A 14,425-nucleotide genomic window follows, 5' to 3' on the forward strand; every position below is an offset into this window, starting at 1 on the left:
CTGCGGCCCATGCGTGCATGGGGCGGGGAACAGGTGCAAGAGGCCGTCGCGGGCTGTACGGCGACACTGCGGACAGTGGCGGACCGGGACTGGACGGGGGTGAACGCCGGTCGGCTGGAGTGGAGTTGCCACAGGACGGCGCTGCACATCGCCTCGGACCTGATCGCGTACGCCGGCCAGCTGGCGGGGCGCGCCCAGGACGCCTACGTCCCCTTCGACATCACCCTCGACGAGGGCACCGACAACGCGGGCCTGCTGCATGTGATCGAGACGACCGGCGCTCTGCTCGCCGCCACGGTCCGCGTCACCCCGCCCGACGTCCGCGCCTGGCATCCCTACCCCTTCCGCAGCGCGGACCGCGAGGGCTTCGCCGCGATGGGCATCGCCGAAGTGCTGCTGCACACGCACGACATGGCCGAGGGAATCGGCATCCCGTACGAGCCCTCCGAGGACCTGGCCGAGTCCGTCCTGACCTGGCTCTTCCCGCACGTCCAGCCCGGCCCGGCCGCCTGGCCCACCCTGCTGTGGGCGACCGGCCGCGGTGAGCTGCCCGGCCGCGCCCCGGTCACCGAGTGGCGCTGGTGCAACAACCTCGTCGTTCCGGCCGAGCGCCTCACACTGACCGGCGTCCGCCCGGCCGCCGCCCGCGACCTGCGCCTCGGCGGCGACGGCGGCTTCGACTGGATCGAGGGCGGCCCGTACGAGGGCACACGGGAGGCCGCCGGGATGGCGGTCAAGGCGTACGAGACGGGCGTGCACCGGCCGGAGTTCGGGCTGTTCGTCCTCGTACGACGGGAGGACGGCCGCGCGATCGGCGGCATGGGCTTCCACGGCGCCCCGGACGAGGACGGCCGCGCGGAGATCGGCTACGACCTCGTCGAGGGCGCCCGCGGCCAGGGCTACGCCACCGAGGCCCTGCGCGCGCTGTCCCGGTGGGCGCTGGCACGGGACGACGTACGCACCCTGTTCGCGACCGTCGACCTGGCCAACACCGCCTCCCAGGGCGTGGTCACCCGGGCCGGGTTCAAGCAGGTGAGCGAGGGCGAGGAGGAGGAGCTGGCCTACGAACTGCGGCGCGCGTAGGGGCGGTCAGCGGGCCCGCCCGATGTCACGGGTCACGGGGGCCCACCGCTTGCGTCTGCGCAGCCCGGACGCGTGCAGCAGCCGCACCACCTCACGACTGCCCACCTCCACCGCCCCGGCGGCCACCACGTCCGCGTACCGGTGCGACGGAATGTCGTAGTGGTCGCGCTCGAAGGCCCGCCGGGGCACGCCCAGTTCCGCGGCGAACACATGCAGTTCCTCGTACGATACGTCGCTCACGAGGTGCGACCACAGGCGCCCGTGTCCCGGCCAGGTCGGCGGGTCGATGTACAGCGTCACGAGGAGGACGCCCCGCCGGTCGCCCGCCCCAGCGAACCGACCGCCGCGACCTTCACCCCGGCCTGGTGGCACACCCAGTGCGGATCGGGCCCGAGTTCCGGCTCGACGTCCAGCGCGTGCGGGTCACCGGAGCCGCAGACGGGGCACAGCGGCCAGCGGCCGTACCGGTCCAGCAGCGCGTCCTGCACGTCCTGCGCCACCAGCCCGGGCAGATAGCCCGCGCCCTCCGGCCACTGTTCGACCCACCAGCGGCGCTGTACGACGGAGTCCTCGACCAGGGAGACGACGTCCGCCTCGGCGACCTCGCCCGCGACCAGATCGGCGAGCACCAGGGCGCGGGCCGCGTGCAACGCCTGTTCCAGGGGGCTTACGGGGTCCATGGTCCCATTGTGCGCAGTCTTGACCCCGACACCGAGCCGAAAATATCTTTCATATGTGACCCAGGATGTGAAGGAAATTTTCGGCAGCCCGGGAAAACCCGGCAGCACGCCACCGGCCCCGGCCGCCCTCGCCGCCAAGGTGCGCACGCTCGCCCCCTCCATGACCCGCTCCATGCAGCGCGTCGCGGAGGCCGTCGCGAGTGACCCGGCGGGCTGTGCCGCCCTCACGGTCACCGGTCTGGCCGAACTCACCGGCACCAGCGAGGCGACGGTCGTCCGAACGGCCCGCCTGCTGGGCTATCCGGGCTACCGCGACCTGCGCCTGGCGCTGGCCGGCCTCGCCGCGCAGCAGCAGTCCGGCCGCGCGCCCGCCATCACGACCGACATCGCGGTCGACGACCCGATCGCCGATGTCGTCGCCAAGCTCGCCTACGACGAGCAGCAGACCCTCGCCGACACGGCCGCCGGCCTGGACACCGCGCAACTGGGAGCGGCCGTGACCGCGCTGGCCGGGGCACGGCGCACCGATGTGTACGGCATAGGCGCGTCGGGGCTGGTCGCCCAGGACCTCACCCAGAAGCTGCTGCGGATAGGGCTCATAGCCCACGCGCACAGCGATCCGCATCTCGCCGTGACCAACGCGGTCCAACTGCGGGCCGGGGACGTGGCGATCGCGATCACGCACTCGGGCTCCACGGGGGACGTCATAGAGCCGCTGCGGGTGGCGTTCGAGCACGGGGCGACTACCGTCGCGATCACGGGGCGGCCTGATTCTTCCGTGACTCAGTACGCGGACCATGTACTGACGACGTCGACCGCCCGGGAGAGTGAGTTGCGGCCGGCGGCGATGTCCTCGCGGACCGGTCAGCTGCTGGTGGTCGACTGTCTGTTCGTGGGTGTTGCGCAACGGACGTACGAGTCGGCTGCGCCGGCGCTGGCCGCTTCGTACGAGGCGTTGGCTCATCGGCATCGGAGTTCGCCGCGATAGACAGACCGTAGGACTTGATCGTTGTGGGGACGCGCGGGCCGAGTGTGGCTGGTCGCGCCCACGCGGCGGAGCCGCAGAATGACACAGCCCCGCGCCCCTTGGGAATTGCACTGACCAGCGCTGAAAAGAGCCGCCCCCGATGACTTCCACGTCCGACCCCCGTGATCTCCGTGCCGAGCTGGAGGCCCTGACCACCGAAGCCTTTCGGCCGGAACTCGCCGGTATCGACCGGTTGCCCACCCTCGAGATCGCTCGGCTGATGAACGATGAGGACTCGGGTGTCCCCGGTGCCGTCGCCGAGTGTCTTCCGCAGATCGCCGGTGCCATCGATGCCATCGCCGCGCGCATGTCCCGGGGCGGCCGGCTGGTCTATGCCGGCGCGGGTACCGCCGGACGGCTCGGTGTGCTGGACGCCTCCGAGTGCCCGCCGACCTTCAACACCGAGCCCTCCCAGGTCGTCGGTCTGATCGCGGGCGGGCCGGAGGCGATGGTGACGTCCGTCGAGGGCGCCGAGGACTCGAAGGAGCTGGCCCGCAAGGATCTCGACGCGCTCGTGCTGACGCCCGACGACACGGTGGTCGGTGTCTCCGCCTCCGGCCGGACGCCGTACGCGATCGGCGCCGTCGAACACGCCCGCGCCCTGGGTGCCCTGACCGTGGGTCTGGCCTGCAACAGGGACAGCGCGCTGGCGGCGGCCGCCGAGCACGGCATCGAGGTCGTCGTCGGGCCGGAGCTGATCACCGGCTCCACCCGGCTGAAGGCCGGTACGGCCCAGAAGCTGGTCCTCAACATGCTGTCGACGATCACGATGGTCCGTCTGGGCAAGACGTTCGGGAACCTGATGGTCGACGTACGCGCCTCGAACGACAAGCTCCGGGCCCGGTCCCGCCGTATCGTCGCCCTGGCCACGGGCGCGCCGGACGAGGAGATCGAGAAGGCGCTGTCGGAGTCGGGCGGCGAGGTGAAGAACGCCATCCTGACCGTCCTGGCCGGTGTCGACGGCCCGACGGCCGCCCGCCTTCTGGAGGAGTCCGGTGGCCATCTGCGTGCCGCGCTGGCGGACGCGGGGCGCTGACGCGCACGCTCGGTGGGTGCGCAACGACCCCGCCTCCGCCGCCGCCGCGATCCTGCCCCTGGTGGGCGGCCCCGCGAACGTCACCTCCGTCGCCCACTGCATGACCCGGCTGCGGCTCGGCCTCGCCGACCCGTCGGCCGTCGACGGGGAAGCCCTGCGGGCGGTGCCCGGGGTGCTCGGGGTGGTCGTGGACGGGGGCTCGTACCAGGTGGTGCTGGGGCCGGGGGTGGTGGCGGAGGTCACGGCCGAGGTGGAGGCACTGGTGGCGCCGACCACCGCCGCCGGGCTCGCGCTGAAGGGGGCCGAGTTGCGGGCGGCGCAGCGCCGGCGCAACGCGACCCCGGTCAAGACCGCCCTGCGCCGCATCGCCAATGTGTTCGTCCCGTTGATCCCCGCGCTGATCGGCTGCGGCATCCTGGCCGGCCTCAACGGGCTGCTGGTCAACGCCGGTTGGCTGCCGGGCCTGACCCCCGCCCTGGCCGCGATCGCCTCCGCCTTCATGGCGCTGATCGCGGTGTTCGTCGGGTACACCACGGCGAAGGAGTTCGGCGGCACACCGGTGCTGGGCGGGGCGGTTGCTGCGGTGACCGTCTATCCGGGCGTCGCCAAGGTGACGGTGTTCGGCGTGCATCTGGCACCCGGGCAGGGCGGGGTGCTGGGCGCGCTGGCGGCGGCGCTGCTGGGGACGTATGTGGAGCGGTGGTGCCGGGGCCGGGTGCCGGGCGCGCTGGACGTCCTGCTGACCCCGACGGTGACGGTCCTGGTGTCGGGTCTGGCGACGCTGTACGGCCTCATGTACGCGGCCGGGGTGGTCTCGGCGGCCATCGGCACGGCGGCGGACCGGCTGCTGGCGACGACGGGCGCGTTCGCCGGGCTGGTCCTGGGCGGACTGTTCCTGCCGCTGGTGATGCTGGGCCTGCACCAGGCCCTGATCCCCATTCACACCACTCTCATCCAGCAGCAGGGCTACACGGTCCTGCTGCCCCTGCTGGCCATGGCGGGCGCGGGTCAGGTGGGTGCGGCGATGGCGGTGTACGTCCGTCTGCGCCACGACGCCTCCATCCGTACGACGATCAGGTCGGCGCTCCCGGCCGGGCTGCTGGGCGTGGGCGAACCGCTCATCTACGGGGTGTCCCTGCCGCTCGGCCGGCCGTTTCTGACGGCCTGTGCGGGCGGGGCGGCGGGCGGGGCGTTCGTCGGGTTCTTCGCGATGCTCGGGGACAAGGTGGGGGCGACGGCGATCGGCCCGTCGGGCTGGGCCCTGTTCCCGTTGCTGGCGGGCAACAGGAGCCCGGCCCTGACGGCGGCGATCTACGGCGGAGGCCTGCTGACCGGTTACGTCGTCGGCTTCCTGGCGACGTATGCGGTGGTCGGGCCCGGCGGCGGAGATGCGGGCGAGCCACGTGACGTCCCGGCCGCACATATGACGGATCCCTGCTGATCCGAGGGCGAATCCCTGCTGATCCATTGGCGGACCCATACTGAGGGCGTACTCAAAGGCGTACTCGAAGGCGTACCGCCGCGCCGCCGGAAGACGGGAGCGCTCATGAACCACGCCCAACTGACCGCCCTGGGCCGGGCCCTGCGGCTGGTCGGCGAGCACGGGGAAGCGCTCACCACCGACACCCCGGACGCGCGGCTGCACGAGGTGAAGGCCGATCTGCGCAGGGCCCTGGACCTGCTGGACGAGAGCGTCACCACGGGCGCAGTCACCACACGTTGTCCCGAGCATCCGAACGGGCCCGTCGACGAGAGCGCGCCGGACCTGTGTCTGCTGTGCGAGACACGGCGACGGGCCGCGCGCCGCTCCGAGCTGCACGGCAGCCGCCCGCAGTCCGACCCCGCAGCCCCGGCCCCCTCCCGCTACGGCGTCCGCTCCGACCGCCCCCAGCCCCAGCAGCGCTGGCTGCCGGAGCTGTGGAACGGGCGGGAGTGGCAGTTGTGCGGTACGCCGCGACGGGACCGGCGCGAGGCCGAGCAGTATCTCGCCGCCCAGCGGCACGGCTCCCGGCCCGCCATGGCCTACCGGCTCGTCCACGAGTTCACGGACTACGAGGTGCTGCGGATCTGGGGCACACCCGTGCAGGTCGACATCGAGCCGATGGGCAACCTCTAGGGCCCGGGGCCAGGGCGTTTCCCCGGCCCCGGGCCTGGGATCAGCTCAGCGTCTTCAGCGCCGCCGCGTCGTACGGCGCCAGCTCGTCGAAGCGGCCGGAGAGGACCTTCGCAGCCCACTGGGGGTCCTGGAGCAGCGCACGGCCGATGGCGACCAGGTCGAACTCGTCGCGCTCCAGCCGGTCGAGCAGGTCGTCGATGCCCTTGACCGGGGAGCCCTCGCCCATGAAGGCCTTGATGAAGTCGCCGTCGAGGCCGACCGAGCCGACGCTGATGACCTGCTTGCCGGTGAGCTTCTTCGTCCAGCCCGCGAGGTTCAGGTCGGAGCCGTCGAACTCGGGCAGCCAGTAGCGGCGGGTGGAGGCATGGAAGACGTCGACGCCGGCGGCGGCCAGCGGGGTGAGGATCGCCTCCAGTTCCTCGGGGGTCTCGGCGAGGCGGGCGCCGTAGTCCTGCTGCTTCCACTGCGAGAAGCGGAAGAGGACCGGGAAGTCGGGGGAGACGGCCTCGCGGACCGCGGCGACGATCTCCGCCGCGAACTTGGTGCGGGCCACCGGGTCGCCGCCGTAGGCGTCGGTACGGCGGTTGGTGCCCGCCCACAGGAACTGGTCCAGGAGGTAGCCGTGGGCGCCGTGCAGTTCCACGCCGTCGAAGCCGATGCGCTCGGCGGCGGCCGCGGCCTCGGCGAACGCGCCGATGACGTCATCCAGGTCCTGCTGGGTCATGGCCTTGCCGGTGGGCTCGGCGCCCTCGGTGACGAGGCCGGAGGGGCCCATCGCGGGAGCGTCCGGGAAGGGGGCGTCGCCGTCGTTGCGGACCATGCCGATGTGCCACAGCTGCGGGACTATGGTGCCGCCCGCCGCGTGCACGTCCTCGGCGACCTTCGCCCAGCCCGCGAGCTGCTCCTCCCCGTGGAACCGGGGGACGCGGTCGCTCTGGCCCGCCGACTCGTGGCCCACGTACGTGCCCTCGGTGACGATCAGTCCGACACCGGCGGCGGCTCGGCGCGCGTAGTACGAGCGCACGTCCTCACCCGGGATGCCTCCCGGGGAGAACATCCGGGTCATCGGCGCCATCACGATCCGGTTGGGAACGGTGAGGCCGTTGAGCGCGATCGGACGGGACAGGATCTGGGCCGCGCGGGAGGCGGGGGGCGTGGTGACGGTCACGTGGGGGGCTCCTCGTGAGTGGGGTCGGATGCCGACCGGCCGGTACGTGAGCATGCATTGTTGCAGCTCCTTAAGTAACTGCCTATGCGCTGCCCCACATTCCGACCCTGAGGAAAGCTCTACGTGACGCCGCTCACACCGCCCCGGTTCAGTCGCCGCACCCGCTCCCGTAGCACCTCGTCCGGCGGCCCTGCTCCGCCGCCGGTTGACCGACAAACTCCCGCCGGAACCACCACCCGCCCCGCGCCTGCCCCGCCGGGTGCTGGAGTGCGCCGAGTGCGGGGTGCCGGGACGGCCGGAAGCGCTGCCGGGGGGGGCGTGTGCGGCGGGTGCCGAGGCGAACGCGCTCCCGCGCGTCCCCGTACGCCCCTGCCCGCCCCCTCTGCCCACGCCCGCGCGGGTGAGATCCGGGCTGCGATGTCCCTGAAGCGACGAGAGAGGACACCCGCATGACCGCTCCTACGGTCCGACGACACCACCCCGGGGCAGGATGGAGGGGAGGAGGCGACGCCATGACCCCCAGCACCGCCCAGCGCCCGCAGATGTCCGTCGAGGACTTCGAGGAGCTTGCCCGCAGGGCACCGAAGAATGTGCAGCTCGAACTCATCAACGGGCGGCTGTACGTCAAGGGCGATCGAATCTCGGCCGAGGACTTCGAGGAGCTGGCCCGTAAGGCTCCCGAGGCCGTCAAGCTCGAACTCATCGACGGAAAGCTAGAGGTCAAGCCGTTACCGGACCTCTGGGGCGCCACCGTCGAGCTCCCACCGCCGGTGAGCATCACCCTGGAGACCGAGGAGCTCAAGGAGTACGCAGACTGACCGTATGCCGAAACCCCCACTGATCTCCGCGAGCGACGAGCTGGAGCGGTCCTCCGTCGTAGCCAACAACTCCATGAACCGGCAACGCGGGCTCACCGGAGTCAACAGCTACGCCCGCGAGTTGGGCTTCGATCCCCTTACCCGGCTGGCCGGTCGTCCCGCTCCCTCCTGGCTGGACCTGTGCAGTGGTGAGGGCCGGGCCCTGCGGGAAGCGGCCGGTGCCCTGTCGAGCGACGCTGTGCTCACCGCCGTAGACCTCGTGGGGCCGCTCGTGCCCGGGACGCCGACGCCGCCCGTCCTGGAGGAGATCATTGCCTCCATCTCCTCTTGGGCGCCCTCACGGACGTACGACCTCATCACCTGCGTACACGGTCTCCACTACATCGGCGATCAGCTGGGGCTTGTCTGCCGGGCCGCCTCCTGGCTCACCCCCGACGGACTGTTCATCGCCCACTTCGACCCCGACTCCATCCGCTGGGCCGACGGCTCACCTGCCGGGCGGGCCGCCCTCTCCACCCTCCGCGCCGCCGGATTCCGCTACAGCTCCCGGCACCACCGCCTCACCCTCGATGGCGCCCGCGACATCCGACTGCCGTTCCACTACGCGGGTGCCGATCCCTCCGCCGGGCCGAACTACACGGGTCAGCCCGCGGTGGGTTCCCACTACTCTCAGGCAAGCAGCGGCGTTCCCCTGACGGAGACCCGCGTCGGCTGAGCCCTGAAAACGCCCGAGGGCGGCACCCCCGCACAGGGAGTGCCGCCCTCGGATCAAGCAGGACGCTCGATCAACCGGAACCGGTCGATCAGAAGTCCATGTCACCGCCCGGCATGCCGCCCGGAGCGGCCGCGGCGGCCTTCTCCGGCTTGTCGGCGATGACGGCCTCGGTGGTCAGGAACAGCGCGGCGATGGAGGCGGCGTTCTGCAGCGCGGAACGGGTCACCTTCGCCGGGTCGATGATGCCTTCCTTGACCAGGTCGACGTACTCGCCGGTCGCGGCGTTCAGGCCGTGGCCCGGGGTCAGGTTGCGCACCTTCTCCACCACGACACCGCCCTCGAGGCCGGCGTTGACGGCGATCTGCTTCAGCGGAGCCTCGAGCGCGAGCTTCACGGCCTGGGCGCCGGTCGCCTCGTCACCCTGCAGGTCCAGCTTCTCGAAGACGGAGGACGCCTGGATGAGCGCCACGCCACCACCGGCGACGATGCCCTCCTCGACGGCCGCCTTGGCGTTGCGGACGGCGTCCTCGATGCGGTGCTTGCGCTCCTTGAGCTCCACCTCGGTGGCGGCACCGGCCTTGATGACCGCGACACCGCCGGCGAGCTTCGCCAGGCGTTCCTGCAGCTTCTCGCGGTCGTAGTCGGAGTCGCTGCTCTCGATCTCGGCGCGGATCTGGTTGACCCGGCCGTTGACCTGGTCGGAGGAGCCGGCACCGTCGACGATGGTGGTCTCGTCCTTGGTGATGACGACCTTGCGGGCGCGGCCCAGGAGGTCCAGGGTCGCGTTCTCCAGCTTGAGGCCGACCTCCTCGGAGATGACCTCGCCGCCCGTGAGGATGGCGATGTCGCCGAGCATGGCCTTGCGGCGGTCACCGAAGCCCGGGGCCTTGACGGCGACGGACTTGAAGGTGCCGCGGATCTTGTTGACGACCAGGGTCGACAGGGCCTCGCCCTCGACGTCCTCGGCGATGATCAGCAGCGGCTTACCCGACTGCATGACCTTCTCCAGGAGCGGGAGCAGGTCCTTGACGGAGCCGATCTTGGAGTTGGCGATGAGGATGTACGGGTCGTCGAGCGACGCCTCCATCCGCTCCATGTCGGTGGCGAAGTACGCCGAGATGTAGCCCTTGTCGAAGCGCATACCCTCGGTGAGCTCCAGCTCCAGACCGAAGGTCTGGGACTCCTCGACGGTGATGACGCCTTCCTTGCCGACCTTGTCCATCGCCTCGGCGATGAGCTCGCCGATCTGGGTGTCGGCGGCGGAGATGGAGGCCGTGGAGGCGATCTGCTCCTTGGTCTCGACGTCCTTGGCCTGCTCGAGCAGGGCGGCGGAGACGGCCTCGACGGCCTTCTCGATACCGCGCTTGAGGGCCATCGGGTTGGCACCGGCGGCGACGTTGCGCAGGCCTTCCTTGACCAGGGCCTGGGCGAGCACGGTCGCGGTGGTCGTACCGTCACCGGCGACGTCGTCCGTCTTCTTGGCGACTTCCTTGACCAGCTCGGCGCCGATCTTCTCGTACGGGTCCTCGAGCTCGATCTCCTTGGCGATGGAGACACCATCGTTGGTGATCGTGGGGGCGCCCCACTTCTTCTCGAGGACGACGTTGCGGCCCTTGGGGCCGAGCGTCACCTTCACGGCGTCCGCGAGCTGGTTCATGCCGCGCTCGAGGCCGCGCCGCGCCTCCTCGTCGAACGCGATGATCTTGGCCATGTGAAGTGGTCCCTCCAGGACTGGGGGTGATTCCTTCGGACCGCGCCCGCGCCCGCGACGGACGGCTCACGGGCCGGTGGTTCCTTGCCCCACCCGCTCCGCGGCCTCACCGACCCGGTCCATCTTTGTCACTCTCACCTTCAGAGTGCTAACGCCAATGATTAGCACTCGCCCCGTCCGAGTGCAAGAAGCGCCCGCGAAGCGGGCTCCTTGAAGGGTGGTGGTCGGGCGACGGGCGGGCGCAAGCGGCTCGGGGGGATACGCAGGTGGGCGGCGGCGTCACGACGGCTGGGCAACGCGGGCGGTCCGGGCAGACCGAAGGGCCCGTCCCCCGGGAGGTACGGGCCCTTCGAAGATGAACAGAACGTCGGTGTCAGTCGACGCGTGCTTCAGCTGGTCGCCAGCCGGACCATGTCCGCCTGCGGGCCCTTCTGGCCCTGCGAGATCTCGAAGTCGACCCGCTGTCCCTCTTCCAGGGTGCGGTAGCCGTCCATCTGGATCGCGCTGTAGTGGACGAAAACATCCGCACCACCGTCGACCGCGATGAAGCCGTACCCCTTCTCCGCGTTGAACCACTTGACGGTGCCCTGAGCCATGCCTAACTCCCCTATTACTGGCCCTTGCACAGATCCACACCTCGCGGATCCGGGTCAGACCTCACCCCCCATTGGCTTGGGGGCGTGCGCCGGAACGCGTCGACCGCGGCTGAATGTATCTGTCCAACTGCCGTCTGCAACAGGTCAATCGGACGAGAATTCTGGACGCGACCGGTCCGGAATGTGGCGAGAATTCGCCTGAATACAGGGCAAGTCGGGCCCCGCAAAAGGTGTAAAAGCCTCAGAAGGCCCGCATACTTTGGCTACTTCTTGTCGGGCCTACGGCATGAATCCGGGGCTTCCGACCCGGAGATCGGGAGCGAGTTCCCCAACTGTACCGTGCTCAACCACGCTGAATTGCCCCCTCCGCTTCTCTCACGGAGGGGGCAATCAGATGAACAATCGGTAACTGCAGTTACCCACGGTAATAATCAGCCGCCGGCGACGGCCGGAATGATGGAGACACCCGAGCCGTCGGGGGTCGCCGTGTCCAGGCCCTGCTCGAAGCGGACGTCGTCGTCGTTGACGTACACATTGACGAAGCGGCGCAGCTTGCCCTGGTCGTCCAGGACGCGGGCGGCGATCCCGGTGTGGTTCTTCTCCAGGCTCTCGATGACCTCGGCGAGGGTCGCACCCTCGGCCTGGACCTCGGCCTGGCCGCCCGTGTAGGTGCGCAGGATGGTGGGGATGCGAACGGTCACGCTCATACGATTCGACCTCCGGTGACGATATGACTACGTTGCGTGTCGACCGCCGGGCCGGCGGTTTCGGCCTGTGGAGCTGACGTAAGACCTCGGCTCGGGTTCGTCCCGGGGGCAGTCGGCCGTGAAGCAGGAACCCCAGCGGGCGACCGCTGGACTCCTCGGGACTCCGGGGAGGAGGTCAAGCGAGGCCAGCCTCTCGGAACGACTCAAGGTTGGGACGAATGGTCGCGGTGAGCCCCGTACCGGCCACCGCGTCCAACGTCTTGAGGCCGTCACCCGTGTTGAGGACGACCGTGGTCTTGGACGGGTCGAGGACGCCGTCCTTGATGAGCTTCTGTGTCACGCCCACCGTCACACCGCCCGCCGTCTCGGCGAAGATGCCCTCGGTCCGCGCCAGCAGCTTGATGGCGTCCACGACCTGCTCGTCCGTCACATCCTCCACCGCGCCGCCGGTGCGGCGCGCGATGTCGAGGACGTACGGCCCGTCGGCCGGGTTGCCGATGGCCAGGGACTTGGCGATGGTGTTCGGCTTCTGCGGGCGGACCACGTCGTGCCCGCCCTTGAAGGCCACGGACACCGGGGAGCAGCCCTCGGCCTGGGCGCCGAAGATCTTGTAGGGCCGGTCCTCGACCAGCCCGAGCTTGATCAGCTCCTGCAGACCCTTGTCGACCTTGGTGAGCTGGGAGCCGGAGGCGATGGGGACCACGATCTGGTCGGGCAGCCGCCAGCCGAGTTGCTCGCAGATCTCGTACGCCAGGGTCTTGGAGCCCTCCGCGTAGTACGGCCGCAGGTTGACGTTGACGAAGCCCCAGCCCTCGCCGGCCGGGTCGCCGATCAGCTCGGAGCAGAAGCGGTTCACGTCGTCGTAGTTGCCCTCGATGCCGACAAGGTTGCCACCGTAGATCGCGGCCATGACGACCTTGCCCTGCTCCAGGTCGTGCGGGATGAACACGCAGGAGCGGAGGCCGGCGCGGGCGGCCGCGGCGCCGACGGCACCGGCGAGGTTGCCCGTGGAGGAGCAGGACAGGGTGGTGAAGCCGAAGGCGCGGGCGGCCTCCAGGGCCTGGGCGACAACGCGGTCCTTGAAGGAGTGCGTCGGGTTGCCGGAGTCGTCCTTCACATACAGGCCGCCGGTCACACCGAGCTCGCGCGCCAGGTTGTCGGCCTTGACGAGCTTGGTCCAGCCGGGGTTCAGGTTCGGCTTGTCGGCCACGTCCGCGGGGACGGGCAGCAGCGGCGCGTAGCGCCAGATGTTCGCGGGGCCCGCCTCGATGCGCCTGCGGAGTTCCTCGGTTTCGTACGCCGAGAAGTCGTACGCGATCTCGAGCGGGCCGAAACACTCCTCGCAGGCGAACACCGGTCCGAGCGGTACCCGGTGACCGCACTCGCGACAGCTCAGAGCGGCGGCCGGGCCGAGGTCTACGGTGGGATTGCTGGTGCTTGCAACTGTCTGCACAGCCATGGAGGCGAGGCCCTTTCTCCTCATCTTCCTCACGACGCATCTCGCCGTGAGACGGATTTGGCACCTTCCCTAGCCGGGAGCCTCGCGAGCGATCAGTGATCTACGAGAGCCGACTGGAGGGTTGCCGGGGCTTCATCGGGCCGTGTCCCTCTGCCCCTCTGGATGAGCTGTATGTGGTTGTAAACGCCCACGACCCTCGACATGCGATGGTCATCGGCGTTGTTCAAGACTGTAACCGAAGGCCAGGACAGTTGAGATAGTCGTCCGAACCGCGAGACAACAGTGAGGAGCCGCTGACTGTGCTGGAAGAAGTCGAGCGCTGGCTGGCCACCCGCTCCTGGTCCATGACCGATCGCCCCCTCCACAAGATCCTCGCCGCCAAGCAGCGGACGGGTCAGTCGGTGTCCGTGGTGCTGCCCGCGCTCAACGAGGAGGAGACGGTCGGTGACATCGTCGCCGTGATCCGTCACGACCTCATGCAGCAGGTCCCGCTCGTCGACGAGATCGTGGTCGTCGACTCGGGATCCACCGACCGTACCTCCGCGGTGGCCGCCGCCGCGGGCGCCAGGGTCGTCCACCGCGACGACATCCTGCCGCGTATTCCGGCCGTTCCCGGCAAGGGGGAGGTGCTGTGGCGTTCCCTGCTGGTCACGGGCGGGGACATCGTCTGCTTCATCGACGCCGACCTGAGGGAGTTCTCCTCCGACTTCGTCACCGGGATCGTCGGCCCGCTGCTGACCGACCCGGACGTCGACCTGGTCAAGGCCATGTACGACCGCCCGCTGGGCGGGGCGACGGGCCAGGGCGGCCGGGTCACCGAGCTGATGGCGCGCCCGCTGCTGAACATGCACTGGCCGCAGCTGGCCGGCTTCGTGCAGCCGCTCGGCGGCGAGTACGCGGCCCGCCGCTCCCTGCTGGAACAGCTCCCGTTCCCCGTCGGCTACGGCGTGGAGCTGGGCATGCTGGTCGACGCCCTGCACCTGGTGGGCCTGGACGCGCTCGCGCAGGTCGACGTGGGTGTGCGCAAGCACCGGCACCAGGACGGGCAGGCGCTGGGCCGGATGGCGGCGGCGATCTACCGGACGGCGCAGCTGCGGCTGGCCCGGGGCCACCTCATCCGTCCTTCCCTCACCCAGTTCGAGCGGGGCGAGGACGGCTTCGAGCCGCGCACCTACTCGGTGGACACGGAGGAGCGGCCACCGATGGCGGAGATCGCGGAGTATGCCTCGCGCAGAGTGGCCTGATCGCTGGAGAACGGCTGTATACGGCCCCCTCGCAGGGTGGAACGTACGTTTGAGCGTTTCCGGGC

At 70.2% G+C, this 14,425-nt stretch carries 14 protein-coding genes, 1 pseudogene and 1 riboswitch; of the genes and pseudogenes, 8 read left to right on the plus strand and 7 right to left on the minus strand.

The features are described 5' to 3' along the window. Positions 1–9: 9 nt before the first annotated feature. Complete coding sequence (locus N8I87_RS18225; protein ID WP_263210119.1) at positions 10–1,083, plus strand: GNAT family N-acetyltransferase; 1,074 nt, start codon at positions 10–12, stop codon at positions 1,081–1,083. 6 nt (positions 1,084–1,089) lie between these two features. Here N8I87_RS18225 and N8I87_RS18230 read toward each other — a convergent pair whose 3' ends face one another. Together N8I87_RS18230 and N8I87_RS18235 are read right to left on the minus strand one after the other, a co-directional pair. After that, a complete protein-coding gene (locus N8I87_RS18230) occupies positions 1,090–1,383 on the minus strand; it encodes a DUF4031 domain-containing protein (protein ID WP_263210121.1) in 294 nt (97 codons plus the stop codon). Next, positions 1,380–1,763 (minus strand): DUF8819 family protein, encoded by a 384-nt coding sequence (locus N8I87_RS18235; RefSeq protein WP_263210123.1) that lies wholly within the window; start codon positions 1,761–1,763, stop codon positions 1,380–1,382. Before N8I87_RS18235 ends, N8I87_RS18230 begins: the two co-directional genes overlap by 4 nt. A gap of 55 nt (positions 1,764–1,818) precedes the next feature. Here N8I87_RS18235 and N8I87_RS18240 point away from each other — a divergent pair, with 55 nt between their 5' ends. From N8I87_RS18240 to N8I87_RS18255, 4 genes are all read left to right on the plus strand, one after another. Continuing rightward, the gene (locus N8I87_RS18240; protein WP_263210125.1) at positions 1,819–2,751 is read left to right on the plus strand and encodes a MurR/RpiR family transcriptional regulator; all 933 of its coding nucleotides are present in this window, start codon (positions 1,819–1,821) and stop codon (positions 2,749–2,751) included. A gap of 139 nt (positions 2,752–2,890) precedes the next feature. Further along, positions 2,891–3,826, plus strand: coding sequence for an N-acetylmuramic acid 6-phosphate etherase (gene murQ, locus N8I87_RS18245; RefSeq protein ID WP_263210127.1), 936 nt, complete (start codon positions 2,891–2,893; stop codon positions 3,824–3,826). A 16-nt stretch (positions 3,827–3,842) separates the two neighbouring features. After that, positions 3,843–5,267 carry a PTS transporter subunit EIIC gene (locus N8I87_RS18250; protein ID WP_263210128.1) on the plus strand — a complete coding sequence of 475 codons (1,425 nt, stop codon included), beginning with the start codon at positions 3,843–3,845 and terminating at the stop codon, positions 5,265–5,267. A gap of 105 nt (positions 5,268–5,372) precedes the next feature. Beyond that, positions 5,373–5,942 carry a hypothetical protein gene (locus N8I87_RS18255; RefSeq protein WP_263210130.1) on the plus strand — a complete coding sequence of 190 codons (570 nt, stop codon included), beginning with the start codon at positions 5,373–5,375 and terminating at the stop codon, positions 5,940–5,942. A 40-nt stretch (positions 5,943–5,982) separates the two neighbouring features. Here the strand turns inward: N8I87_RS18255 and N8I87_RS18260 are convergent, their stop codons facing one another. Next, entirely contained in the window at positions 5,983–7,110 is a 1,128-nt protein-coding gene (locus N8I87_RS18260; RefSeq protein WP_263210131.1) for an NADH:flavin oxidoreductase, read from the minus strand. A 512-nt stretch (positions 7,111–7,622) separates the two neighbouring features. On the opposite strand from N8I87_RS18260, the pseudogene N8I87_RS18270 reads away from it, so the two are divergent. Then, positions 7,623–7,847 (plus strand): annotated as a pseudogene (locus tag N8I87_RS18270) (Uma2 family endonuclease); the annotation flags it as partial. A gap of 85 nt (positions 7,848–7,932) precedes the next feature. Further along, entirely contained in the window at positions 7,933–8,643 is a 711-nt protein-coding gene (locus tag N8I87_RS18275) for a class I SAM-dependent methyltransferase (protein ID WP_263210133.1), read from the plus strand. An 88-nt stretch (positions 8,644–8,731) separates the two neighbouring features. Here the strand turns inward: N8I87_RS18275 and groL are convergent, their stop codons facing one another. The 4 genes from groL to thrC form a co-directional block, all read right to left on the minus strand. Further along, on the minus strand, positions 8,732–10,354 hold the full coding sequence (groL, locus tag N8I87_RS18280) for a chaperonin GroEL (RefSeq protein ID WP_263210135.1): 1,623 nt from the start codon (positions 10,352–10,354) through the stop codon (positions 8,732–8,734). A 389-nt stretch (positions 10,355–10,743) separates the two neighbouring features. After that, positions 10,744–10,950, minus strand: coding sequence for a cold-shock protein (locus N8I87_RS18285; protein WP_019057200.1), 207 nt, complete (start codon positions 10,948–10,950; stop codon positions 10,744–10,746). Between the two features lie 431 nt (positions 10,951–11,381). Beyond that, the gene (locus tag N8I87_RS18290; protein WP_263210138.1) at positions 11,382–11,657 is read right to left on the minus strand and encodes a MoaD/ThiS family protein; all 276 of its coding nucleotides are present in this window, start codon (positions 11,655–11,657) and stop codon (positions 11,382–11,384) included. A gap of 175 nt (positions 11,658–11,832) precedes the next feature. Continuing rightward, a complete protein-coding gene (thrC, locus tag N8I87_RS18295; RefSeq protein WP_263210139.1) occupies positions 11,833–13,116 on the minus strand; it encodes a threonine synthase in 1,284 nt (427 codons plus the stop codon). 17 nt (positions 13,117–13,133) lie between these two features. Further along, positions 13,134–13,285, minus strand: a riboswitch (SAM riboswitch). 130 nt (positions 13,286–13,415) lie between these two features. Between thrC and N8I87_RS18300 the strand changes: the two genes are divergently transcribed. Next, positions 13,416–14,360, plus strand: coding sequence for a glucosyl-3-phosphoglycerate synthase (locus tag N8I87_RS18300; protein WP_263210141.1), 945 nt, complete (start codon positions 13,416–13,418; stop codon positions 14,358–14,360). The last annotated feature ends 65 nt before the right edge of the window (positions 14,361–14,425 follow it).

Origin of the sequence: Streptomyces sp. HUAS 15-9, assembly GCF_025642155.1 — a bacterium.
GTDB lineage: Bacteria > Actinomycetota > Actinomycetes > Streptomycetales > Streptomycetaceae > Streptomyces.